General features: G+C 65.0%; 20 protein-coding genes. 14 read left to right on the top strand and 6 right to left on the bottom strand.

The features are described from left to right. Positions 1 to 1,197: 1,197 nt before the first annotated feature. The 3 genes from AC1RQC_RS28445 to AC1RQC_RS28455 all read left to right on the top strand — a co-directional run bounded on the left by AC1RQC_RS28445 (position 1,198) and on the right by AC1RQC_RS28455 (position 3,325). Positions 1,198 to 1,539 carry a hypothetical protein gene (locus AC1RQC_RS28445; protein WP_492885283.1) on the top strand — a complete coding sequence of 114 codons (342 nt, stop codon included), beginning with the start codon at positions 1,198 to 1,200 and terminating at the stop codon, positions 1,537 to 1,539. A gap of 404 nt (positions 1,540 to 1,943) precedes the next feature. After that, positions 1,944 to 2,429, top strand: coding sequence for a hypothetical protein (locus AC1RQC_RS28450; RefSeq protein WP_492885285.1), 486 nt, complete (start codon positions 1,944 to 1,946; stop codon positions 2,427 to 2,429). A gap of 482 nt (positions 2,430 to 2,911) precedes the next feature. Then, positions 2,912 to 3,325: a hypothetical protein gene (locus AC1RQC_RS28455; RefSeq protein ID WP_492885286.1), complete on the top strand. Its 414-nt coding sequence runs from the start codon at positions 2,912 to 2,914 to the stop codon at positions 3,323 to 3,325. A 1,081-nt stretch (positions 3,326 to 4,406) separates the two neighbouring features. Here AC1RQC_RS28455 and AC1RQC_RS28460 read toward each other — a convergent pair. Continuing rightward, positions 4,407 to 4,730 carry a hypothetical protein gene (locus AC1RQC_RS28460; RefSeq protein WP_492885288.1) on the bottom strand — a complete coding sequence of 108 codons (324 nt, stop codon included), beginning with the start codon at positions 4,728 to 4,730 and terminating at the stop codon, positions 4,407 to 4,409. 340 nt (positions 4,731 to 5,070) lie between these two features. On the opposite strand from AC1RQC_RS28460, the gene AC1RQC_RS28465 reads away from it, so the two are divergent. The 3 genes from AC1RQC_RS28465 to AC1RQC_RS28475 all read left to right on the top strand — a co-directional run bounded on the left by AC1RQC_RS28465 (position 5,071) and on the right by AC1RQC_RS28475 (position 8,178). Beyond that, positions 5,071 to 6,435, top strand: coding sequence for an SDR family oxidoreductase (locus AC1RQC_RS28465; RefSeq protein WP_492885290.1), 1,365 nt, complete (start codon positions 5,071 to 5,073; stop codon positions 6,433 to 6,435). Beyond that, positions 6,432 to 6,932 carry a DUF2269 family protein gene (locus AC1RQC_RS28470; protein WP_492885292.1) on the top strand — a complete coding sequence of 167 codons (501 nt, stop codon included), beginning with the start codon at positions 6,432 to 6,434 and terminating at the stop codon, positions 6,930 to 6,932. Before AC1RQC_RS28465 ends, AC1RQC_RS28470 begins: the two co-directional genes overlap by 4 nt. Before the next feature lie 85 nt (positions 6,933 to 7,017). Further along, positions 7,018 to 8,178: a GGDEF domain-containing protein gene (locus AC1RQC_RS28475; protein WP_492829386.1), complete on the top strand. Its 1,161-nt coding sequence runs from the start codon at positions 7,018 to 7,020 to the stop codon at positions 8,176 to 8,178. Positions 8,179 to 8,215: 37 nt separating this feature from the next. Here AC1RQC_RS28475 and AC1RQC_RS28480 read toward each other — a convergent pair whose 3' ends face one another. Then, entirely contained in the window at positions 8,216 to 8,677 is a 462-nt protein-coding gene (locus AC1RQC_RS28480; RefSeq protein WP_441634672.1) for a CopD family protein, read from the bottom strand. A 292-nt stretch (positions 8,678 to 8,969) separates the two neighbouring features. Here AC1RQC_RS28480 and AC1RQC_RS28485 point away from each other — a divergent pair, with 292 nt between their 5' ends. Further along, the gene (locus tag AC1RQC_RS28485) at positions 8,970 to 10,946 is read left to right on the top strand and encodes a sensor domain-containing diguanylate cyclase (protein ID WP_492814384.1); all 1,977 of its coding nucleotides are present in this window, start codon (positions 8,970 to 8,972) and stop codon (positions 10,944 to 10,946) included. Positions 10,947 to 11,036: 90 nt separating this feature from the next. Then, a complete protein-coding gene (locus AC1RQC_RS28490) occupies positions 11,037 to 11,498 on the top strand; it encodes a GNAT family N-acetyltransferase (protein ID WP_416050628.1) in 462 nt (153 codons plus the stop codon). A gap of 1,281 nt (positions 11,499 to 12,779) precedes the next feature. Here the strand turns inward: AC1RQC_RS28490 and AC1RQC_RS28495 are convergent. From AC1RQC_RS28495 to AC1RQC_RS28510, 4 genes are all read right to left on the bottom strand, one after another. Next, positions 12,780 to 13,802 carry a Bug family tripartite tricarboxylate transporter substrate binding protein gene (locus tag AC1RQC_RS28495; RefSeq protein WP_492885294.1) on the bottom strand — a complete coding sequence of 341 codons (1,023 nt, stop codon included), beginning with the start codon at positions 13,800 to 13,802 and terminating at the stop codon, positions 12,780 to 12,782. 95 nt (positions 13,803 to 13,897) lie between these two features. Then, positions 13,898 to 14,719 carry a GntR family transcriptional regulator gene (locus tag AC1RQC_RS28500; RefSeq protein ID WP_492885296.1) on the bottom strand — a complete coding sequence of 274 codons (822 nt, stop codon included), beginning with the start codon at positions 14,717 to 14,719 and terminating at the stop codon, positions 13,898 to 13,900. A gap of 15 nt (positions 14,720 to 14,734) precedes the next feature. Next, the gene (locus AC1RQC_RS28505; protein WP_492375807.1) at positions 14,735 to 15,964 is read right to left on the bottom strand and encodes a CaiB/BaiF CoA transferase family protein; all 1,230 of its coding nucleotides are present in this window, start codon (positions 15,962 to 15,964) and stop codon (positions 14,735 to 14,737) included. A 446-nt stretch (positions 15,965 to 16,410) separates the two neighbouring features. Beyond that, positions 16,411 to 17,121 carry a GntR family transcriptional regulator gene (locus tag AC1RQC_RS28510; protein ID WP_492885298.1) on the bottom strand — a complete coding sequence of 237 codons (711 nt, stop codon included), beginning with the start codon at positions 17,119 to 17,121 and terminating at the stop codon, positions 16,411 to 16,413. A gap of 213 nt (positions 17,122 to 17,334) precedes the next feature. On the opposite strand from AC1RQC_RS28510, the gene araD reads away from it, so the two are divergent. The 6 genes from araD (at position 17,335) to AC1RQC_RS28540 (ending at position 24,191) form a co-directional block, all read left to right on the top strand. Next, positions 17,335 to 19,074 carry an L-arabinonate dehydratase gene (araD, locus tag AC1RQC_RS28515; protein WP_492375805.1) on the top strand — a complete coding sequence of 580 codons (1,740 nt, stop codon included), beginning with the start codon at positions 17,335 to 17,337 and terminating at the stop codon, positions 19,072 to 19,074. A gap of 13 nt (positions 19,075 to 19,087) precedes the next feature. Further along, positions 19,088 to 19,846 (top strand): ribonuclease activity regulator RraA, encoded by a 759-nt coding sequence (locus AC1RQC_RS28520; protein ID WP_492375804.1) that lies wholly within the window; start codon positions 19,088 to 19,090, stop codon positions 19,844 to 19,846. A gap of 137 nt (positions 19,847 to 19,983) precedes the next feature. Beyond that, positions 19,984 to 20,988, top strand: a complete 1,005-nt coding sequence (locus AC1RQC_RS28525) for a Bug family tripartite tricarboxylate transporter substrate binding protein (RefSeq protein WP_492885300.1) — start codon at positions 19,984 to 19,986, stop codon at positions 20,986 to 20,988. A gap of 146 nt (positions 20,989 to 21,134) precedes the next feature. After that, positions 21,135 to 22,124, top strand: a complete 990-nt coding sequence (locus AC1RQC_RS28530; protein WP_492375802.1) for a tripartite tricarboxylate transporter substrate binding protein — start codon at positions 21,135 to 21,137, stop codon at positions 22,122 to 22,124. An 80-nt stretch (positions 22,125 to 22,204) separates the two neighbouring features. Continuing rightward, positions 22,205 to 23,200 carry a Bug family tripartite tricarboxylate transporter substrate binding protein gene (locus tag AC1RQC_RS28535; protein ID WP_492813326.1) on the top strand — a complete coding sequence of 332 codons (996 nt, stop codon included), beginning with the start codon at positions 22,205 to 22,207 and terminating at the stop codon, positions 23,198 to 23,200. A 52-nt stretch (positions 23,201 to 23,252) separates the two neighbouring features. Then, on the top strand, positions 23,253 to 24,191 hold the full coding sequence (locus tag AC1RQC_RS28540; RefSeq protein ID WP_492885302.1) for a 2-hydroxyacid dehydrogenase: 939 nt from the start codon (positions 23,253 to 23,255) through the stop codon (positions 24,189 to 24,191). Positions 24,192 to 24,245 lie beyond the last annotated feature (54 nt).

Genomic DNA, 24,245 nt, shown 5'->3' on the forward strand with positions numbered 1-24,245 from the left:
CAAGGCGGAGATAAACGTTGCGGCGGTGGCTTCTTGATGCCTGCACGCTTGGCTCTTGCAGTGCATCACTGCGCGAAGACCGGCGAAGTGTATGGCTCTTGGGGGTAGATCTTCAAGGCGATACGGCCGTTTTTGCCGTGTTTTCTATCCCTACTGAAGAGTGGACCCGACAAAAGTAGGGATGCCCCTAAAAGGGGTAATGCAGAAGAATTTGGTTTGTGTTCATGATGGAGTTTCCTGCCTCTTTTGGTATGTTGTCACCCGATTGGGCTACGCGGTTTTGCGCGGATTTTCCGGGGTTTTTTGCGGTTTTCCGTTATCGCGTAGCGGAGTGGCTTGCGGAAGGAACGCGCGCGCTCATCGCCCCTATTTCGCCGGTCACGCGGTGGCCATGCATGGACCCTGCGGGGCTTTCATTTCCCCACCAAGGTGGGGATCGAATAACTTCGGGGGGACTTCCCCGGCGATGCGAATTCGTGCTTGTGTGGAGATGGATATATGGGCTCTCGGCGAGCGCTAAAACATCATGTTGTGATTCATTGTTGCTGCGCTCTGTTGAGCATTTCCGATTGCCATGCCCTTAAAAAATGAACCTCTGACTTTTGTGTGGGTGCTGCATGCGGCTGCGAATGCCGGAAGCAAAGCGCTGGTTTGCTCCCCTCGCCCAATGAAATGGGTGAGGGGCCGGGGGAGAGGGCGGGCGCTCGCTCAACGTGATGCGCCTCGCGCTTGCGCAGGCCCGCCCTCTCCCCCAACCCCTCTCCCGCCGTGCGGGAGAGGGGAGCTACGGCAGCGCTGGAATTGGCCCAGCAATGGCTGGAACTAGCCCAGCGATGCATCGACCCACACAAAAATCGGATGAGCCTAAAAATCAGATGAACCTAAAAAAAAGGGTGTAGGCGCGGGGAGTGCCTACACCCTATCGGGAATTAGCAAGGGGTCACGCTTGCTGGTGCTGATTATTGGTGCACATGTCTATTACAGTTACCCCGCTAAGGTAGGTGCCACGCTTAGGTGGGGATAGGAATGTGCTGTCGCCGTCGATATGGCATTGGCGGCCGGGCGGGGCATGCCTTTGTCCAGACATTCTTACCCTGCGCCGGGGTGGGTCCTACCAAGGCAGGGTACCGACGCTGCGTTTGCCTAACGAGAATGGTTCGCTGTTGCACTGGTTGTCACCTTGAAGGGCAGAAGCAGATGCTGGATTCAATCGAAAAAAACCTGGCGGCCGATGCGGCGGTGTTTGCATCGGGCGAGGCGTGGATCGAGGCGCATCTGACGCCGTCGGGCTGGGTATATGGCAGCTACAAGGAGGAGGATGCGCACCCCGTCTTGATTCCGGCGCCCGGCGAGTCGGTGCTGACGGTGCGGCGGCACTATATAGTGAGCGGCGCGGCCGCACCCCGGCGGCTTAGCGAGATCCGCACGACGCGCGCGGATTCTGCCCGGGAGATCATTCGCTTGCTGGAGGCCTACGGCGAGCCGCATTTCAATATCAAGACGCGCCAGGTGCCGAGAGTCCCCGGCGTAACGTTCTGACTGGCATTGTCTTGTTGCCTTGCCTCCCCGCCTGATCACGGCGCCTGCTGGCGCCGGGTATTCCTGGCCTTCGCCCTGGCCTTCGCCCTGGCCTTCGCCCTGGCCTTAGCCCCGACCTTATTCCCGACCTTAAGCGCCAGAACCTAGCCCGAAAGGATGACGGGCTAGGGCAAACGGTGAATTGACGGCCTATGCTCGGGCGCTACCATCGAATTAATCTGGCTCGATCTCCTTGGCTACGGCCTGTTCAGCCGGACACAGCAGGGAAAGCGCCTCTGGCTGCATGCGTATACACTGCCGGTTCTCCGCGGGGGACAGGGTCCTGCGAGTGCCGCGCCGGGAGCGCGATTTTGCAGCGTGGTCTAGCCTGCGCGGCCGTAACAACGAGACAAGACAATAAAACCATGAAAGTTTCGACCACCAACGTCCTCAACGTCCTGGAGCAGGGCGAAATCACTGCTGTCCGGGATCTGGCGCGGAACATCTCGCATCCTCGCGCATTTGTTCTGCTTCGCACTGCGTTTATCGCGATGGCGGCGGTGGCCGTGCTGTGCTTCGCAGCGAGTAGCTTCCATCTCGACGGTTTCGAGAACGTGGGGATTGGCGCGGCGGTGGTGGCCGCGCTGCTGCTCCTTGGGGAGCGCCGCTGGTTCGGTAACCGCGACGAGGTGGTGGTGCCGGCCGAGCAGGTTGCGATGCTGCGCGGGCAGCTTCGCCAGGAGATGTTTGGCAAGCTGGAGGAGGTGGCGAGGCGCCTGACCCATGATGGCCCCGGGGATGGGGTGATCCGGGTTCGCACCTTGTGGCAGTTCCTGTCGGAATCCGTGGCCAGCGATACGCTCAAGCGCCGGGATGCGCGCCGGCCGGCCAAGGAATCTCAAGCGGGCTGAGCAAGCACGCACGACCGGGGCGGCCAGGCCGGCCCTCCGCGACATCCTAGCCACATCGCCAACGACCACGCTGCTTGACCGCGCCTAGCCCTTGTGCGGCAGCCTATTTGCCGCCCCTCGTTCTGTAATATTTCTATGCGCGAACGTTACAGATCAATGGGTTAGCTGATTTCGCCTAAGTATCTGCGTAAAGCAGCATCCAGCCTTGCGGGTGGATCGTTTGATGGCTCAACCGGCGGCAGAACGACAAATCCAAGCTCAAATCGTCGAGCAGTCCCCGTTTTGGGATGTCGGGGGTACCCCCTCCGGATCAGTAAGCCGCATGCGCTGCCCCCCTTCGTGCATCCCCTCATCAGAAGGGTACGCATGCCGGTGCTATGCAGCACACTATCAACGGTGACCTGATCCCGTGTTGCCATTCCTCGAGGGTTAGGCGCTTTTTCCTTGCCGCCTCCCACCTTCTCTATCGACCGGAATACAGCATGAGAGTCACTCTTCTTCTTGCCCTGCTAATAATCTCGGGCGGCGCTCACGCGCAACTCTCCAGCTACAAATCTTCTGGCGCCTATGCTTACGGCAACCACTCGGCCATCGCATCAAGCAAGCACGGAAGCACCACGTATGGCTCGGCAGCACAAAAACAGCGTGATTTGCTATCCGGAGTGAACGGAGATATCACCCAGCGCTATACCGCCCACCCTGATCGCCAGCAGAATAGTTTCTCCTACGGCGCAAACGGAGACATTGCACGCCGCTATAGCAACGTCCAGAATCGTAAGGGGCAGGACAATACTGGGACTGGGGAGAATGACGATACCGTACAGCGTTACAGTGGACAAAAAGCCGCCAACACGAGCCGACCCGCAACTGCTCCGAACTCCAGTTCGAGCAACTGACCACACGCTTGCACGCACTTGGGCAAATGGGACTGGACTCCCATTTGCCCCACCCCACTTGCACGCCGCCACTGCGGCCTGAAGCCGGAGCTCATAACCAACGTCCAGCATAAATTCAACCAACGCTGCGCGAAATAGCTCGAAGTCGCTGTCGGTCGCCGGCACCTTCGCCAGCGGCCGGTCCGGCTCGGGTCCTCTGATTCTTTGGACCGTCGTCCTGACGACCGGCTACGATGGTCGATTGCGAGAATATGAACAGCACCTAATGGTTGAGCAGTTGGACATGGCTCAACGCGACTTTCGGCCAGACGAATTCCTGATTCCGCTGCCCTCATTTCACCAGGATCACCGGTACTGTTGGGAAGCAGGCATTGCAGCGACGCGCCCCAGCGCAGCACAACATTCCCCGCCTCTTGTCGCCGCTTACGAGTATCCTGGGAACTGCCGGCCGCCCAACGAGAGCTCGCCGAGTACCATGGGCGGGATATATGTAGACGTGAGCGATACCTGGAGCCAGAAGTCAGATGCCCTACTCCAGCACAAAAGCCAGGTTCTGGATCGCCCTGGCCTCCTGATCGGAATCGAAGGGGTCACTGCCCTAGCAAAGCTGCGCGGCATTGAGTCTGGGTGCGAGATGGCGGAGAGACTTCACTGCCTCAGGCTTCTTGTGCGTTGACTTGTCCCAATCGCTGCACCTCCACTGCGCATCGTGGCTATCGTCCTTGATCTGGCGTTCCAGTCAGCGCGGCGGAGCAATTCGCCAAGCACTCCGAGGAAGTCGTCGGCTAGCTGGCTTACTCTGTCAGCGGCTGGCAACCCCTTACGGTTCTTACCCACACTTCTCAATAGCTGAAAGGAATGCACGCCAGTGGCGGACGAACTCGTCAAGTGACGTGCTCCGCCTCATCTGATCGAGTGCCATTTCCGCACTGGCGAGTTCTGCACGAGCCGCAGCCAATGGAGCGTTCTGAGTCGTTGTCGACCTTGCTTCATCCTCATCGGTGCCTTAACCCCAACGTGAAGTTAGACAATGCTGCTCAAGTTAGACGAAATAGACGAAAGGACTAGCGAGTAAAACCCGCTAGGCCGTCTTAATAGTGGTCGGGGCGAGAGGATTTGGATCTCCGAGCACCTGCATCTCTCGCTCCGCCGCGAGTTCGCTCAGCACCAGTATTTCTTGCGCCAGTCCGGTCGCCAGCGAGAGCAGAGGGCCCTGGATGTCTGCGACCAGATCACCGAATGTTCCGGCGGCGGCGCTGTCGCGGGTCATGAAGAGTAGCGCGTAGAGTTGTGCTGCTTTTTCGCCAGCGAGGCTCCGCGGGCTTTCGCATGGGGTATGGGCGGTCACGAACATGTCCGCACCGGAATGTTCGGCAGTGACGCCGTAGCGGCTGTGCCTAAACATGGGAAGCCTCCGTCGCGGTGGCGTTCCGGTGTGTGTGGGCGAGTGGACTGGGGCGGGTCAAGCGTTGCCCGGAATGGGCGAGCAAAGACAGGGGCATGGGAGTGCCTCCTACGTTAGCGAATCGAAAAATCCCGCCTTGCGGCGGTCGTTCGTCTACGTTTTTCGGGCTGCTATTCCCGGCCGCTGTTTTGCAGCGACGAGCAGAGTATACCTCGACCAGAACCCGGAGAGAAACGTCACGCTGGGTCACCCCATCCCCCTGAGCGGCAGCGCTTGACTTCCCGCCCCCCGTTCTGTAATTTCTGTCTACACAGAAATTACAGAACTAACAGGTGACGCGATGAAGATCTTGGTGACCGGGGCGAGCGGGCTGGTGGGATCGGCGCTGGTGGCCAGTTTGTTGGCCGAGGGGCATCACGTGGTGGCGCTGGCGCGCCGGCTCGATGCGCTGCCCCGTCATCCGCGGCTTCACCGCGTTGCGGCGGACTTGTCCACCTGGACCACGCCGGCGCATTGGCTGGCGGCCTTGCGCGGTGCCGATGCTGTCGTCAACACGGTGGGCATCTTTCGGGAAACCGCGCTGCAGCATTTCCAGGCCTTGCATGTGGATATGCCGCTTGCCCTGATGCGGGCCTGCGAGCGGGCTGGCGTGCGGCGCGTGGTCCAGCTATCCGCGCTGGGCGCGGCGGCGGATGGGGCTACCGCCTACTGGCGCAGCAAGGGCATGGCGGACGATGCCTTGCGCGCTAGCGCGCTGGACTGGGTGATCGTGCAGCCGTCGCTGGTGTATGCGCCGTGCGGCCGCAGTGCCACATTGTTCCGGCGCTGGGCGGCGTTGCCCTTGCTGCCGGTGCCGGCGGATGCCGGGCATGTGCAGCCGATCCATATCGACGACCTGGTTGCGCTGCTGCTGCGGGTAGTGCGCACTGACTGCGCGGGCCGGCGCACGGTGGCGGCGGTTGGGCCGGTCCGGCTGCGGTTTGGCGACTGGCTTGGCGCCCTCAGGGGCGGCATGGGGCTGCGCACAGCGCGGGTGCTGCGTGTGCCGGGCTGGATGGCCGGCCTTGGGGCGCAATGCCTGGCGAGGCTGCCGGGCAGCCTGGCCGATGGCGACAGCCTGGCCATGCTGCGCACCGACAACAGCGCCAGCCCGCGCGCCGCGGCCACCTTGGCCGCGCGGCGCTTGCGCGCGCCGGCCGCCTTTGCCACCGCTGCCGAGCGGCTGCCTGCCTTGCTGTTCTGGACCCTGCTGGCTGCCCGGCTGTCCATTGCCGCGGTCTGGCTGGCCACCGCCTTGATCTGTTTCGCGGACCCGGCCGCGGGCACGGCCTTGCTGCGCGAGGCGGGGCTGCCGCCGGCCTGGCGCGCGCCGCTGGTGTGGCTGGGCGCGGGGCTGGACCTGGCGCTTGGCGTGCTGGTGCTGTGGCGCCCCACCCGCGCGGTGTGGGCCATGCAGATGGCGCTGGTGCTTGGCTATACAGCGCTGATCACCTGGCTGGTGCCGGCGTGGTGGGCGCATCCCTTCGGGCCGGTGCTGAAGAACCTGCCGATGCTGGCGTGGTTCGCCCTCTTCCTGCAGCTGGATACCGATACCGATGCCGATGGTAGTCCCGGGATCGACACCAACATCGGCACCAACATCGGCATCGACACCAACGTCGGCCGGCAAGCCACCGCATATGGATCAACCGAGGAGCAAGCATGACCTACCTGACCGTCAAGTGGCTGCATATCTTGTCCGCCACCTTCATGTTTGGCACGGGCTTTGGCACCGCCTTCTATCTGTTCTTCGTGAACCGCAGCAAGAACCTGCAGGCCATGGCGGTGGTGACCCGCTGGGTGGTGCGCGCCGACACCTGGATCACCGCGCCGGCCGTGGTCTTTCAGCCGCTGAGCGGGCTTTACATGATGCATGCGGCGGGGTATCCGCCTTCGGCGTCCTGGCTGTGGATCTCGCTGTCGCTCTATGCGCTGGCCGGGGCTTGCTGGCTGCCGGTGCTGTGGCTGCAATGGCGGATGCGCGATATGGCCGGGCAGGCTGCGCAGGCATTGCAGGCATCAGGCGGCGCAACCGATGCCGCCGATGCCGCCGGGCTTGCGCCGCGCTACTGGCTGTATGAGCGTATCTGGGTGGCGCTGGGGTTTCCGGCGTTCGGCGGCTTGCTGGTGGTGTACTGGCTGATGGTGAGCAAGCCGGCCTGACCCACCACGCAAGCCGGCGGGCAACCCTAGCCGATCAGTCTTTGGTAGGATGGCCAATCGCCACGGATTGAGATGCGTGCTGACAATGCCCCAGATCGACCTGAGAACGACTGTCTTGCTGTCAGCGGTGATGTCGGCCCTGATGTCGGTCGTGCTGTTGTCGGCGTATTACAGTTTCCCGCGGTCGATCAAGGGAATTGGGCGTTGGGTCAGCGGCTCGCTGCTGCTGATCGTTGCGCCGTTGCTGTTCTGGTTGCGCGATATCGCCCCGGACTGGCTCTCCATCGTGGTGGCCAACTGCCTAGTGATGGCTGCCATGGCCCTGTGGATGCTCGCCGTGCAAGCGTTCTACGGGCGGCCGCAAACATGGCGGTCCGCCGCCGCGCTGACGGTGCTGGGCACGCTGCTGCTGGCCTGGTATGCGCTTGGGCAGCCGAACTATGTGGCCCGGGTGACCATCGTGACCTTTGTCGCCGGGATCTTCTACGTCGCGCAATGCGTGCTGATCGTGCGCTATGGCGAACGCCATTTCAGCACCTACTTCTTTGGCACCCTGATGATCGTCCAGGCGCTGGTGGTGGAGCTGCGTTTCGTCACCAGCCTGTTTGCCGGGATGACCAGGCAGTCCTTTTTTGCCCCCGGGGACGTCATCCAGATCATCTACCTGAGTTCCAACACCCTCATGGACCTGGCCTTGTCGGTCGCCTTCATGCTGGTGATCACGCGGCGCCTGCACGTGGAACTCGACATGCTCTCAAGGACCGACCCGCTGACGCTGCTGCTGAATCGGCGCGCCTTGAATGCGGCCGGCCAGGAGGCGCTGGAGCGCATGGCCGAGGACGGTAGCGAGATGGCGTTGCTGTTGATCGACCTTGACCACTTCAAGCGCGTCAACGACAGCATGGGGCATGCCGAGGGCGACCGGGTGCTGATGGAGTTCTCGTCCATGCTCAAGCGCGAGCTGCCGCCCGGCGCCTGCCCGGGGCGCTTCGGGGGCGAGGAATTCCTGGTGTTGCTGCCGCATACCGGCATGGCGGGCGCGCTGGCGCTGGCGGAGCGCCTGCGGGCTACGTCGTCCCGGTTTTTTGGCGAGCGCGTCACGCATCTCACCATCAGTATCGGCGTGGCCTGCGTGGAAAAATCGGAGACGCGCCTGGACGACGCCATCGGCCGCGCCGATCTTGCCCTGTACCGCGCCAAGAGCGCGGGCAGGAACCGGGTCGAGGCGGTGATGCAAGCGGCCTGAGGGGACTGAGGGGGCGGAGGGGACTAAGGGGCAACCATCAGGCGAGCAGCCGGCCCAGCGTGGCTACCGCGATGGTGAGTGCGCCAAGTGCCAGGTTCAGGCCGACGGCCTGCCGGATGCGGCCCAGCGCGGCGCCGGCGGCCTTCCAGTCCTGCGCATCGACGCCGCGCCGCAGCGCGCCGTAGGGGCCGAAGAACACATAGGCAAAGATCCCGATCATGATCAGGCCAAGGCCGAACATGATGTGCCAGTGGACAGGCGCGGCGGCAAACCCGAGCGCGCCGAGCATGGACACGCCGCTGATGGCGATCAGCGCGACGGCGCCCCAGACCCAGGCCAGGAACCGCGCGAACACGGCACGCCACAAGCGCAGCCGCTGCGGCGGCTCCAGCAGGGTGGCCGCCGCCGGACGCAGGCAGACATAGGCGAAAAACATGCCGCCCACCCAGAGCGTGACGCCAGCGATGTGCAGGAAGCGGAGGACGGGATCGAGGGTCATGGGTTTTTGGATTCTTCGGATTCTTCGGATGACGGGGATGGGCAGGCTCCAGCCGGCGAACCGCGGCGGGGACTGTTGGGGGAATGCCGCATTCTAGCCCCCGAACGCCACTTGTGCCGGCCAAAGCAACGAATAAGACACACATGCCAGAGCAATGGCGTCGGCATAAGCGGAGCGCTCCCCCGCTTCTGCTAACCTACCAACCGGGTCAGTCGCCCACGATGGAACATGGGCAGCCAGGACGGATAGGCCAGTGGTCAGGCTGGTCCGCAAAACCAAGAATAAGATACTCATGCGGCACTCTTTAAAGTATCGGGTCGCCTTAGCCACGGCGCTCGTGGTGACATTCATCATCCTGGCGCGCGCGCTGTTTACCCAGTACTACGCGTTCCAGACCCTGGCTGCGCTGCGCCAGGCCCAGCAGGAAACGCTGGTCAAGCTGGTTGCCGAGCAACTCGACGAGAAATTCGAGACGCGGGCGATCGCCCTGCGCCGCCTGGGGCGCCAGCTGGCGCCCATGCTCGGGCAGCCGCCCGCCGACCTGCGGCGCTTTGCGTCGCAGGCCGTGTCCATGCCGCAGTTTTTCAATGCGGTGTTCCTGGCCTTGCCTGACGGCGACATGGTGTTCAGTACCGCAGTGCCCATCGGGCAACGCATCCACCTGTCGGACCGCGACTACTTCCGCGCGATCCTCAACGGTTCCGAGTTTGCCGTGTCGGACCTGCTGCGCGGCCGGATGAGCGATTCGCCCGGCGTGGTGCTTGCCGTGCCCCTGCGCGGCCCGGACGGCAGGCTGCTGGCCGTGGTTGGCGGCGTGTTGAATTTCTCCGAGAGCAACTTCCTTGGCCAGCTGGCGCACAGCCGGGTTGGCCTGACCGGCGGCTATTGCCTGGTTTCCTCCGGCACGAATCCGCGCTACGCCATGCACTCCGATCCTTCGAAGGTGATGACGCCGGCCAAGGCGCATGGCGAAACCTGCGGCGTTGGCGCGCCGCCCTCCGGGTGGGAGATCCTCAACCCGACGCAGCCCGTGGTGGCGCGTTACCTGCTTGAGTCCAATGGCTGGGAGGTGGTGTCGGTCCTCCCCGCCGACGAAGCGTACGCCCCGCTGTTCGCGGCCCGCCACAAGACGTTCATGATCGCCGGCATGTCGCTGTTGCTGGCCGCGCTGCTGATGTGGCTGGTGATACGCCGCATGCTGGCGCCGCTGGAGCTGCTGCATCGGGTGGTCAGCCAGGTGCCCAAGAATCCTGCCGCACTGGCTGCGCTGCCAACCGGGCGCAATGACGAGATTGGTGAGCTGGCCACCACCTTTGGCGCGGTCATGCACCAGCTCTCCGAGCGGGAAGCCGCGCTGAGCGCCGCCAAGGATCGCGCCGCCGAGAGCGAGAAGCGCATCGAGGCCATTGCCAACCATGTGCCCGACTTTGTCTCGTTCATCGACATGAGCGAGCGCTATGTCTTTGTCAACGAGGCCTACGCGCAGCGGTTCAACCTGCCGGTGCAGCAGATTGTCGGGCTGACGATGCGCGAGCTTTGGGGCACCTCCGTCTACGTGGCATCGAAGCCTTACCTGGAACAGGCCTACCTGGGCGCGTCGGTCACCTTCAGCCTGGAAGGCAAGGATGATGCCGAGTGCATGGAGGTTACCTACCAGCCCGCCTGGAATGACGGCAAGGACACGGTCCAGGGCCTGTACATGTTCGCGCGCAACGTGACCAGCGAGCGCCAGAAGATGCGCAGCCTGGAAGCGCAGACGCTCACGGACCACCTCACGGGCTTGCTTAACCGCAAGGGGTTCGACCGGCGCATGGCCGATGCCATGGCCCGGGCTGGCGCGAACCACGCCAGCGCCGCCCTGTTGCTGGTGGACGTCGACGATTTCAAGACCATCAACGATACGTTTGGGCACGCCGTTGGCGACCAGCTGCTGGCTTCCTTCGCCGAGCGCCTCTCCGCCTGCGTGCGCACTGGCGACGCCGTGGCCCGGATCGGCGGCGACGAGTTCGGCATCGTGCTGGACGACGCACTCAACATCGCAACGCTGGAGCGCATCGCCCAGGCCATCGTGCACGCAGCCCGGCGAGCGCATTTCATCGAAGGCCATACCATCGTGGCGACGGCCAGCGTGGGCATGGCCATCCATTACCCGGACGACGGCCAGACCGCGAACGAACTCTTCATGCGTGCGGACATGGCGCTCTACGAAGCCAAGCGCAGCGGCAAGGCGCGCTACACGCCGCCGCCTGCCTCGAGCAACCGAGCCTAGCGTCAATGCGCGTCAATGCGCGACAATACAACGACGCAACAACACAACAACACTGCAGCACTGCAGCACACTCCCCCTGAGGATGACCCCGTGACCGACCCGATCCTGATCCGCCCCGCCGAGCCAAGCGATTTTGAAGCGTGGAAAGTGCTATGGGATGGCTACAACGCCTTCTATGGACGCAAGGCAGAGACCGCGCTGCCGATCGAAATCACCCGCATGACGTGGTCGCGCTTCTTCGACGCTTACGAGCCCATGCACGCGCTGGTGGCGGAGCGCTCCGGCGAATTGCTGGGCCTGGTGCATTACCTGTTTCATCGCAGCACCATCCAGATCGGCCCGAGCTGCTACCTGCAGGATCTCTTTACGTCGGAGGCGGCACGCGGCACGGGCGTGGGCCGCGCGTTGATCGAGGCGGTCTACCAGCGCGCCGAAGCCGCCGGCGCCAAGCGGGTCTACTGGCAAACGCACGAGACCAACACGACGGCGATGAAGCTCTACGACAAGGTCGCGGAGAACTCGGGGTTCGTGGTTTATCGCAAGCCGGTTTAGCGCCTGGATGCATCGGACTTCAGCGATGGGGTGATGCATCGCTGAGCTAAATCCAGCGCTGCCGTAGCTGCGCTCTCCCACGCGGCGCGAGGGCTGTTGTGGGAGAGGGCAGGCCTGCGCAAGACCGGGACGTATCACCTTGGGCGAGCGCCCGCCCTCTCCCCCGCCCCTCTCCCATTTCATGGGAGAGGGGAGCAAACCAGCGTTGTGCATCTGCCCCGTCATACATCGGACTTCAGCGATGGGGCAACGCATCGCTGAGCTAAATCCAGCGCTGCCGTAGAGCAAACCAGCGTTGTGTATCTGTCCCGTCATGCATCGGACTTCAGCGAAGGGGCAAGGCATCGCTGACGCTAAATCCAGCGCTGCCGTAGCTCCCCTCTCCCGCCGTGCGGGAGAGGGGTTGGGGGAGAGGGCGGGCGTGCGCAAGAGCGACGCATTTCACGCTGCGCGAGCGCCCGCCCTCTCCCCCGCCCCTCTCCCATTTCATGGGAGAGGGGAGCAAACCAGCGTTGTGCACCTGTCCCGTCATACATCGGACTTCAGCGATGGGGCAACGCATCGCTGAGCTAAATCCAGCGCTGCCGTAGAGCAAACCAGCGTTGTGCATCTGTCCCGGCATGCATCGGACTTCAGCCATGGGGCAATGCATCGCTGATGCTAAATCCAGCGCTGCCGTAGCTCCCCTCTCCCGCCGTGCGGGAGAGGGGTTGGGGGAGAGGGCGGGCGTGCGCAAGAGCGACGCATTTCACGCTGCGCGAGCGCCCGCCCTCTCCCCCGCCCCTCTCCCATTTCATGGGAGAGGGGAGCAAACCAGCGCAGTGCATCTGCCCCCATCACTCCACGACGGCGATGAAATCACGGCGCTGCCGTAGCAAACCAGCGTCGTGCATCTGCCCTCGTCACGGATGCATCGGACTTCAGCGAGGGGCGATGCATCGCTGGGCCAAATCCAGCGCTGCCGTAGCACCCCTCTCCCACGCGGCGCAAGTGCTGTTGTGGGAGAGGGCAGGCCTGCGCAAGAGCGGGACGTATCACGTTGGGCGAGCGCCCGCCCTCTCCCCCGTCCCCTCTCCCATTTCATGGGAGAGGGGAGCAAACCAGCGTCGTGCACCTGCCCCCGTCACGGATGCATCGGACTTCAGCCATGGGGCAAGGCATCGCTGACGCTAAATCCAGCGCTGCCGTAGCTCCCCTCTCCCGCCGTGCGGGAGAGGGGCTGGGGGAGAGGGCGGGCGTGCGCAAGAGCGAGGCGTTTCACGTTGCGCGAGCGCCCGCCCTTCACTCCGGCTCGATCCCCGCCGCCTTGATCACCTTCGCCCACTTCTGCGTTTCGCTGCGCACGAAGGCGGCGAGCTCTTCCGGGGTGGACGGCGCGGGCTCGCCGCCGGTGCGGCTGAAGTACTCGGCGGCCCTGGCGTCGGTCAGGCCCTTGCGCACCATCTGGTTCATGCGCTCCACCACGGGCCTGGGGGTCGCGGCGGGGAAGAATGCCGCGGACCAGGCCACCATCTCGTAGCCGGGCAAACCGCTTTGCGCCATGGTCGGCACATCCTTCAGCACGGGATGGCGCTGCGCCGTGGTGACGGCGATGGCCCGCAGCTTGCCGCCCTGGATCAGGGTCATGGCGGGTGATATGTCCGAGATCATGAAGTCGACCTGATGGCCCATCAGGTCGGTGAGCGCGACTGGCACGCCTTTGTAGGGCACGTGGAGCGCTTGCACGCCGGCCATCATCTTGTAGAGCTCGCTGGCGATGCGGGTGGAGGAGCTGCCGCTGGCGAAGGTGAGCTTTCCGGGCGTGGCCTTGGCCAGCGCGGTCAGCTCGGCCACGGTGTGCACGGGGCTGTCGGGCGGCACCACCAGTACCAGCCCGCTCTTGGCGATCAGCGAGACCGGCGCGAAATCCTTGACCGGGTCATAGGGCAGCTTCTTGAACAGCGATGCATTGGCGGCGTGCGTGGTGTTGGTGGTCACCAGCATGGTGTAGCCATCGGCTGGCGCGGTGGCAACCGCCTGCGCTGCGATAAAGCCATTGGCGCCGGGCCGGTTGTCCACCACCACGGATTTGCTGGTCTGGCCGGTGACGGCTTCGGCGACGAAGCGCGCGCTGCTGTCGGTGCCGCTGCCGGCCGGGAACGGCACGACCACGCGTACCGGCTTGGCGGGGTAGTCGCCCGTATCGGAGGCGCGCGCCAGGCTGGCAGGCATGGCTGCCAGCGCCAGGACGGGCAGCAGCAACCCGGCGATCGCGCGCCGGGTGAGCCGGGTGAGCCGGGTGAGCCGGGTGATGGGGTGCGTCATGTTGTCTCCTCGTTTACCACTTTTACGTTTTTTTATTACGCTTTTTTACCGCTTGTGCCTTTGCGGCATCTGCTGGGTTTCTTTCGGGGTAACGCTCAGCTGCGGCTGTCGGGTACCGCGAGCGCCGGGTAGCGATCGGCCAGGTGGGCGGGCAATTCCACGTCGAGGATGAAGCGGTCCCCGCGATACCAGAAACACCCCGCCGTGAGCACCTTGCCGTCGATATCCAGCGTGGTGCGCACGATCTTGGCGATGGGCGCGGCAAAGCCGTAGGCCAGCGCGCGCGCCATCGCATAGTCGGCGGGTTCCACCGTCATGGTCTGGTGCATGATGCCAAGGCGCTCTCCCACGGCCTCGCGCAGCAGGCGGGCGATCTTGCGGTGCCTTTCACTGCCGCGCGGGAACTGGCTGAAGACGGACTCGGCCACGTACAGCTCGATCAGGCAGAACGGCTCGCCATCATGCACGTGCAGCTTGTGCAGCAGCACGTAGCGGCCCAGCGGCTCGCCGCGCGTGGGCAAGCCCGGCGGCAGGCTGACATCCCTGCGTTTGTCCAGGATGCGGATTTCCAGCTCGCTGCCGCCGACCAGCTCATCGTTGATCGCGGATCGCATGCCTTCGCTCGGCCCCGGCGGCTGGCCGGTGACGTGCGTGCCGCGCCCGCGCTGGCTGCTGACCAGGCCCTCCTCGGCCAGCACGGCAAAGGCCTGCCTGACGGTGACGCGGGCGATGCCGTAGGTCTGCGCAAGGCGCTCCACCGTGGGCAGCTGGTGCCCAAGCGGCCATTCGCCGGAGATGATCCGGTGGCGCAGCACGCTGGCTAGCTGCCGGTAGCGCGCCACGCCGCCCGTGCCATCGTCTGGCAGCGCATGCGCCTCGCCGTCGGGGGCCGCCGCAGAGTCGGCCTTTGCCTTCATGCTCGTTGCCTCACGCTAGGCCTTTGCCTTTGCATTTTCCGATCCGCGCGTGGTGCCCGCGGCCATCATGCGGTCGATGGCGGTGTCGTCATAGCCCACCTCGCGCAGCACCTCGCGGCTGTGCTCCCCCAGCGCGGGGGCGTGGCGCTGGCTGGTGGGCGGCGTGCCCGACCATTCGCTGGGGACCGCCATCTCGCGGATGCGGCCCACGCCCGGGTGATCGGTCTCGCGGAAAAAGCCGATGTCGCGCAGATGCGGATCGTCGAGCAGCGTTTCGAACGTGTGCATGGGGAACACCGGGATATCGGCCTCTTTGAGCAGCGCGCGCCATTCGTCCGTGGTGCGCTTGGCCATTTCGTCGCTGACCATCGCGTAAAGCTCCGTGATGTGGGCGGTGCGCGTGGTGATGCTGGCGAAGCGGGGATCGGTGTCGAACAAGCCGGCCTTGCCGATGGCCTTGAGGAAGGTGCGCCAGTGATGGTCGTGATAGATCAGGCAGCACACATGGCCGTCGCGCGTCTGGTAGGGCCGGCGCTCAGGCGACAGCAGGCGCGGATAGCCAAAGCCGCCGCGCGGCGGCACGAAGGTCTCGCCGTAAAGGTGGTCGCCCAGCACATAGGGCACCATGGTCTCGAACATCGGCACGTCCACGCGCTGGCCCTTGCCGGTGCGCGCTTGCGCGTACAGCGCGGCGCAGATCACGCCAAAGGCGTAGAGCCCCACCGAGCGGTCGGCAATGGTGATCGGGAGATAGCGCGGGATATCGCCGCTGCCCTTGGCCACCGCCTGGGGCAGGCCGCAGGCCGCCTGGATCAGGTCGTCGAACGCGGCCTGCGGCGCGTAGCGGCCGCGCTGCGAAAAGCCGAACATGCCGACATAGACCAGGCGCGGGTTCAGCGCGGACAGCGTTTCGTAGTCCAGCCCCAGGCGCTGCATGGCTTGCGGCCTGACGTTGTAGGCCAACACGTCGGCATCTTGCACCAGCCGCAGCAACGCCTCGCGCCCGTCTTCCGATTTGAGGTCCAGCACGACGCTGCGCTTGTTGCGGTTCAGGCCAAGGTAGAGCGGCCCCATCTTCTCGTCGCCGCACGGCCCGATGCCGCGCGTGACATCGCCCTCGGGCGACTCCACCTTGATCACGTCGGCGCCAAGGTCGCCAAGCATCTGCGTGGCCGAAGGGCCCATGAATACCGCCGTGATGTCCACCACCTTGACCCCGGACAGGGCGCCAGCCGTCATCTCCATCGTCTCCCCCAACGTACGTTCGAATAGTTCTATGAATAGTTCTATGAATGGGACTATAGGAAAATAAAACCGATGGGACAAGGAAGGATCCGAACGCCGCCGGGCGCGGGGAACCTGGTCGAACAGCCCCTGCCGCCAGCCATTCGAGCAAACCCTCTAACCGCTTGACAATTTATGGCGCCCCATGAACAAAGCCCGTTTTTATGGGTCGTGTTATCCACAAATACTGTGGATAACAGGCACCTTGCTTCCCGCCAACCGGCTTGCAGCCGCCAATCCGGTCGGACTGCCTATTGTTTCAGCAACTTGAAGATTTTGTGGCACATTCATGGCAGGGATGCCGCATCGAAGCCACGGGCGTCGATCGCCACCCTTTGCCGGGGTATCGCGCAAGGCCGCGATAATGTGCTTATTACGTCGTACCGGCTGCTGCTTGCTGCTTGCCGCTACTGCAGGAAGTTTCCGTAGCGAGCGCGGATCTCTTCGAGATTGGCGAGCGTGCCGGAAAGGTGCCGGCGCAGGCTGGCCTGGGCGGCGTCGGGGTCGCCGCTGGCGATCGCATCGACGATGGCAGTGTGATCCGCCACAACCGCGTTGGCCTTGCCGGCGATCGGCAGGTGCAGGCGGCGCAGGCGGTCCAGGTGGCCGCTCTGGCGGCGCACCAGCATCCACAGGTCCGGCACGCGGGCGGCTTCGTACATCTGGCGGTGGAAGGCCTGGTCGAACAGGGAGAACTCCGCGAAGTCCTGGGCGGCCAGCATGGCCTGCTGCCGCGCCACGCTCAGGCGCAGCCGCTCCACCAGCGCGGGGTCGGGTTGCTCGGCCAGCGTGCGCACGATTTCCAATTCCACGGAGCGCCGCAGGAAATGCGCCTGCTGGGCCAGCGCGATGCTGATGGGGCTGACCACGGTGGCGTGCTGCGGGAAGATATCGACCAGCCCTTCCTCGGCAAGGCGCATCAGGGCATCGCGCACCGGCGTCTGGCTGATGCCGTACTGCGCGGCGAGATCCGTGCGCGACAGCACCGTGCCGGGCGGCAGCGTCATGGAGATGATCATGTCCCGCATATGCTCGAACACCTGCGGCGCGGCATGCCGGGTGCGGTCGAACTGGAATTGAATCTGCGGGGCGGACAAGGTGGCTTCAGTGGCTTCCATCGGGCGTTCTGGTTTCACTGCACGGGCGTGGCTTATCACGCACAAAGACGCTGCATTGCGTCTCATGGCAGCAGTTTAATGGAAAGCTTTACGGTTTGACACACTAATATATTAGTGCTTTAATCCATCCGACGATATCAGATGTCGTATCTCTGCCGCCAAGTTCTGGCACCAGAGGTCCGGCCCAATGACAACATCCGTGGAAGAGACAACATGACGTCACGCAAGAAGACGCCCGAGACCCTGCGCAGCGCGCGCTGGTTTGCCCCCGACGACCTGCGCTCCTCCGGGCACCGCTCGCGCATCATGCAGATGGGCTACTCGCCCGACGAATGGCTGGACCGCCCGATCATCGCGATCATCAACACGTGGTCCGACATCAATCCTTGCCACTCCCACTTCAAGCAGCGTGTCGACGACGTCAAGCGCGGCATCCTGCAGGCCGGCGGCTTCCCGATCGAGCTCCCCGCCATCTCGCTGTCGGAAAGCGCGGTCAAGCCAACCACCATGCTGTACCGGAACATGCTGGCGATGGAGGCGGAGGAACTGATCCGCTCCCACCCCATCGACGGCGCGGTGCTGATGGGCGGCTGCGACAAGACCACGCCGGGCTTGCTGATGGGCGCGTCGAGCGCGGGCGTGCCGGCCATCTACGTGCCGGCCGGCCCGATGCTGCGCGGCAACTGGAAGGGCAATGTGCTGGGTTCCGGCTCCGACGCCTGGAAGTTCTGGGACGAGCGCCGCGCCGGCAATATCAGCAAGACCGAGTGGATCGGCATCGAGGGCGGCATCGCCCGCAGCCACGGCACCTGCATGACGATGGGCACGGCCAGCACCATGACGGCGATTGCCGAGGCCATCGGCATGACGCTGCCGGGCGCCTCGTCGATCCCCGCTGCCGATGCCAACCATATCCGCATGTGCTCCGAGGCCGGACGGCGCATCGTGGACATGGTGTGGGAAGACCTGACCCCGCAACGGATCCAGACGCGTGCCTCGTTTGAAAACGCCATCGCCGTGGCCATGGCGATGGGCTGCTCCACCAACGCCATCATCCACGTGATCGCCATGGCGCGCCGCGCCGGGCATGACATCGGGCTGGAGGATTTCGACAAGACCAGCCGCCACGTGCCGGTGATCGCCAATATCCGCCCCAGCGGCGACAAATACCTGATGGAGGATTTCTTCTACGCTGGCGGCCTGCCCGCGCTGATGAACCGCATCAGCGACAAGCTGCACCTGGATGCGCTGACCGTCACCGGCCGCACGCTGGGCGAGAACATCGCGGGTGCCGAGGTCTATAACGACGACGTGATCCGCACCAAGGAAAACGCGCTGTACCAGGAGGGCGCGCTGGCCGTGCTCAAGGGCAATATCGCGCCGGACGGCTGCGTGATCAAGCCCAGCGCCTGCGAGAAACGGTTCTTCAAGCACACCGGCCCGGCGCTGGTGTTCGACGACTACCCGTCAATGAAGGAGGCGGTGGAGCGCGACGATCTGGACGTCACCGCCGACCACATCCTGATCCTGCGCAACGCCGGCCCGCAAGGCGGCCCGGGCATGCCGGAATGGGGCATGCTGCCCATCCCCAAGAAGCTGGTCCAGCAAGGCGTGCGGGACATGCTGCGCATGTCGGACGCGCGCATGAGCGGCACCAGCTACGGCGCCTGCATCCTGCACGTGTCGCCCGAATCGTATATCGGCGGCCCGTTCGCGCTGGTGCGCACCGGTGACATGATCTCGGTCGACATCGACCGCCGCAGCATCCACCTGGAGGTGTCCGACGAAGAGCTGGCGCGCCGCAAGGCCGCGTGGACGCCGCCGCCGCCGCGCTTCGGGCGTGGCTATGGCTGGATGTTCTCCAAGCATATCCGGCAAGCCAACGACGGCTGCGACTTCGACTTCCTGCAAACCGATTTTGGCGCGCCCACGGGCGAACCCAGCATCTACTGATAGCGGACCCATCATGACCGATACCACGACCGATACCACGACCACAACCCAGGCCGGCAAGCTCAGCCAGCAGACCATCGAGCAGTTCAAGACCGTCAGCACCGCGACGTTGTGCACGGCGCTGTTCAAGCGCGGCTTGCGCAACCAGTTCATCCAGGACGTGCACCCGCTCAATCCCGAGCGCGGCAACATGGTTGGCGAGGCCTTCACGCTGCGCTACATCCCGGCGCGCGAAGACCTGAACCCGATCTCGGTGTTCCTGGATCCGAACCATCCGCAACGCCAGGCGGTTGAGCAATGCCCATCCGGCGCGGTGCTGGTGATCGACAGCCGCAAGGACGCGCGCGCGGCCTCCGCCGGCTCGATCCTGATCACGCGCCTGATGCAGCGCGGCGCGGCCGGCGTCGTCACCGATGGCGGCTTTCGCGATTCGCCGGAGATTGCGCGGCTGGCCATGCCGGCCTATCACCATCGCCCCTCCGCGCCGACCAACCTGACGCTGCACCAGGCCATCGAGATCAACGGCCCCATCGGCTGCGGCGACGTGGCGGTGTTCCCGGGCGACGTGGTGGTGGGCGATGCCGAAGGCGTGATCATCGTGCCGCGCCACCTGGCCGAGGAAATCGCGGCGGAAGCGGTGGAGATGACCGCGTTCGAAGACTTCGTCACGGAGGAAGTGATGAAGGGCCGCTCGATCATCGGCCTGTATCCGCCGACCCAGGAGCAAAGCCGGCTGGACTTTGCCGCCTGGCGCGAAACCAAGGGCCGCTGAGCATCGCCGCCTGCCAGACGGGACAAGCCTCGGCAAGCTACGAACAAGCCAAAACAAGCCAAAAACAAGCCACAAACAAGCACATGAGCCAGCCGGCTCCCGACGCGAGGGGCAAGGCGGCCACGGATGGAGACAAGATGCATCACAACAAGCGAGGCGCGCTGCGCCGCGTTGCCGCCCTCGGCATGCTGGCCGCGGCCAGCGCCCTGTTCCTGTTCAGTACCGGCGCGCAGGCCGAGGACAAATGGCCGTCGCGCCCGATCACCTGGGTGGTGCCGTTCGCGGCGGGCGGCTCCACCGATATCGTCGCCCGTACCATCGGGCAGGAAGTCTCGAAGGCGCTGGGCCAGCCGGTGGTGGTCGAGAACCGGCCCGGTGCGGCCGGCGCGGTGGGCGCGGGCTACGTGGCGCGCGCCAAGCCGGATGGCTACACGCTGTTTGGCGGCACCATCAGCACGCATGCCATCAACGCGAGCCTGTACAAGAATCTCTCATACGACCCGGTCAAGGATTTCGAGCCGGTCTGCCTGATCGCCTACGTGCCCAATGTGCTGATGGTCGACGCCAAGCTGCCGATCCACAACGTGAAGGAGCTGATTGCCTATGCGAAAAGCCATCCGGGCCTGAGCTTCGCGTCGTCGGGCGCGGGCACTTCGACGCATCTGGCAGGTGAGCTGTTCGCCGACATGATCAAGGTGCCGATGACCCACGTGCCTTACAAGGGCAGCCCGCAGGCGATCCAGGACGTGGCCGCTGGCCTCGTTCCCTTTCTCTTTGACCAGCTGACCGCGGGCGACGCCATGATCAAGGCCGGCAAGCTGCGCGCGCTGGCCGTGACCTCGCCCAAGCGCTCCGCGCTGGCGCCCAACGTGCCGACCATGGCCGAGGCCGGTGTGCCGGGCTTCGAGATGGTGTCGTGGCAGGCGCTATACGCGCCGCACGGCACGCCGAAGGACGTGGTGCAGCGCCTGAACGCCGAAGTGGTGCGCGCGCTGAAGCAGCCCGCCGTGCAGCAACGGATGACGCATCAACTGGGCATGGAAGTGGTAGGCAGCAGCCCCGCCGAACTTGCGGCGTTCATGGGCAAGGAGATCCCGCGCTGGGCCGAACTGGTGAAGAAATCGGGGGCGACGGCCAATTGATGGCTCGTCCGGCGTTGCCACGGTTTGCTCCCCTCTCCCACGAAGTGGGAGAGGGGAGCCGCGCAGTTGCGAAATGATGCGTTGGCGCTCTCGCTGCGCGTTGGATGGAAAGCATTAAGCCGAAACAAAAACGCACAGGAGACTACATGCACTTCTACACCAAGCCCATTGCCGCAGCACTAGCGGGCATCGCGGCCGCACTCGCCTTGGCCGCCCCCGCCACCCATGCCGCCGAAGGCAGCTACCCCACCAAGACCATCACCATCATCGTCCCCGCCTCCCCCGGCGGCGCCATCGACCTGGTAGCGCGGCTGGTGGGCCAGAAGATGACCGAAGCCTGGGGCCAGTCCGTGGTGGTGGACAACCGCCCCGGCGCCACCGGCATCATCGGCACCGACCTCGTGGCCAAGAGCCCGCCGGACGGCTACATGCTGGCGCTGGTGGCCAGCAGCCACGCCATCAATCCCAGCATGGTGAAGAAGCTGCCCTTCGACACCGTCAAGAGCTTTGAGCCGGTGGCGCTGACCCACGTGGTGCCGCTGATGCTGGTGGTGTCCCCTTCCCTGCCGGTGACATCCGTCAAGGAACTGATCGCCTACGGCAAGGCCAACCCGGGCAAGCTGTCGTTCGCGTCCAGCGGTTCGGGCGGCGCGCCGCATTTCTCGGGCGAGCTGTTCAAGAGCATGACGGGCATCGACATGGTCCACATCCCGTACAAGGGCAGCACGCTGGCGCATCCGGACCTGACCAGCGGCCGCGTGTCGCTGATGTTCGACACCGTTGCCGCCATCGGGCCGCAGGTCAAGGGCGGCAAGGTGCGCCCGCTGGCGGTGACGACCGCCAAGCGCTCATCGGCCGCCCCGCAGGTGCCGACCATGGCGCAGGCCGGGCTGCCCGGCTATGAGACCAGCACCTGGGGCGGCGTGCTGGCCCCGGCCGGCACCCCCAAGGCGGTGGTGGACAAGCTCAACGCCGAGATCAACAAGGCGCTGGCTTCGCCCGACGTGCGCGAGCGCCTGCAGAACGCCGGCATCGAGCCCGCAGGCGGCACGCCCGCGCAATTCGCCAGCTTCCTGCAAGTGGAAATGGGCAAGTGGGCCAAGGTGGCCAAGGATGCGGGCATCCAGCCCGAGTGAGTTGCCGCCGGGCAACCACCAACCCATGCGTGCCGGCGCCAAGGCGCCCGGCCAGCAAGCCGTACTTTCGGAGACAAGACATGCGCTCGCTCTACACCCCCACACTTGGCCGCCGCGCGGCCCTGATCGCCCTGGCCATCGGCGCCTGGCTGCCCGCCGCGCAGGCCCAGCCCGGCGTTGCCTGGCCGACCAAGCCGGTGACCATCATCCTGCCGTTCGCCCCCGGCGGCGGCACCGACGTGGGCACCCGCCTGGTGGCGCTGCGGCTCTCGCAACTCTGGGGCCAGCCGGTACTGGTGGACAACCGCCCCGGCGCGGCCGGCAATGTCGGGCTGGACATCGTGTCCCGCGCCAAGCCGGATGGCTACACGCTGGTGGCCGGCAATGTCGGCACGCAATCGATCAATCCCTCGCTTTACAAGAAACTCAACTATGACCCGGCCGCCTTCGTGCCGGTCAGCCTGATGGCGGAGTTGCCCTTTGCCCTGGTGGTAACGCCCAAACTGCCGGCCAGGAACCCGAAGGAACTGGTGGCGCTGGCCAAGGCGCAGCCCGGCAAGCTGACCTATGCCAGCTCGGGCAGCGGCGGCTCGCCGCATCTGTCGGCCGAGATCTTCAAGGTGGCTACCGGTACCGACCTGCTGCATGTGCCCTACAAGGGCGGCGGCGCGGCCATGACCGACCTGATGGCAGGCAATGTCGACATGCTGTTCGCCTCGATCCTGGAAACCGCCGGCCATGTGAAATCCGGCAAGCTGCGCGCGCTGGCCGTGACCAGCAAGGTCCGCTCGCCCGCGCTGCCGGACGTGCCGACGCTGGCAGAGGCGGGCATCGCCGGCGCCGAGTCGGGATCGTGGGTCGGCCTGCTGGCGCCGGCCGGCACGCCCAAGGACATCGTCGACAAGATCGCCGCCGGCGTGAAGGAAGTGGTGGCGATGCCGGCGGTGAAGGAGCAACTGATTGCGCAAGGCGCCATTCCCGTGGGCAGCACGCCCACGCAGTTCGCCGACCTGATTGCCACGGATCGCAAGCGCTACGCCAAGATCATCCAGGACAACAAGCTCAGCGCGGACTGAATCAAGCACCGCCGGGCCACCATCACCATTTTCACCATTTGGACCTCTTCTCATGAAACCACGCCTTGCCCAGCACGGACGCCTGCCCGCCGCGCTTGAAGCCAGCCTCGCCGAGCACTACGACGTCCACCCGCTGTGGGCCGAGACCGATCCCGCCGCCTTCCTCGCCAGCCACGGCGGCGAGTTCGCCGCACTGACCACGCGCGCCGCGATCGGCGTCGACGCCGCGATGATCACGGCCATGCCAAAGCTGAAGGTTATCTCCAGCTTTGGCGTGGGCCTCGACAAGATCGATCTGGACGCCGCACGCGCGCGCGGCATCGCCATTGGCTATACACCCGACGTGCTCAACGATTGCGTGGCCGATACGGCCTTCGGCCTGCTGATGGACGTGGCGCGCGGCTTCAGCGCGGCCGACCGTTTCGTGCGGCGCGGCGAGTGGCCAAAGGCGCAGTTCCCGCTCGCCACCCGCGTCAGCGGCAAGCGCATGGGCATCGTCGGCATGGGCCGCATCGGACGCGTCATTGCCCGGCGCGGCGCGGGCTTCGACATGGAAGTGCGCTACCACAGCCGCCGCCCCGCGCAGGATGCGCCCTACCGCCATGAGCCCTCCCTGAGCGAGCTGGCCAGGTGGGCGGACTTCCTGGTCATCGCCACCGCGGGCGGCCCCGAGACCCGGCACCTGGTGTCGGCCGAGGTACTCGACGCGCTAGGCCCGAAAGGCTTCCTGATCAATATCGCGCGCGGCTCCGTGGTCGACGAAACCGCGCTGGTGGAGGCGCTGGTGCAAGGGCGCATTGCAGGCGCCGGGCTGGATGTGTTCGAGAACGAGCCGCAGGTACCGCAGGCGCTGTTCGCGCTGGACAACGTCGTGCTGCTGCCGCATATCGCCAGCGCCACGCACGAGACGCGCAATGCGATGGCGGATCTGGTGTTTGAAAACCTGCAGGCATTCTTTGCCAATGGGGCGGTGAAAGCCTCGGCGGTGTAGAGCGGTTAGATCGACGTTAACTGGGGGGCGACGCGGGCCAACGCCGCGCGCCAC

It is taken from the genome of Cupriavidus sp. GW822-FHT03E04 (assembly GCF_058801495.1).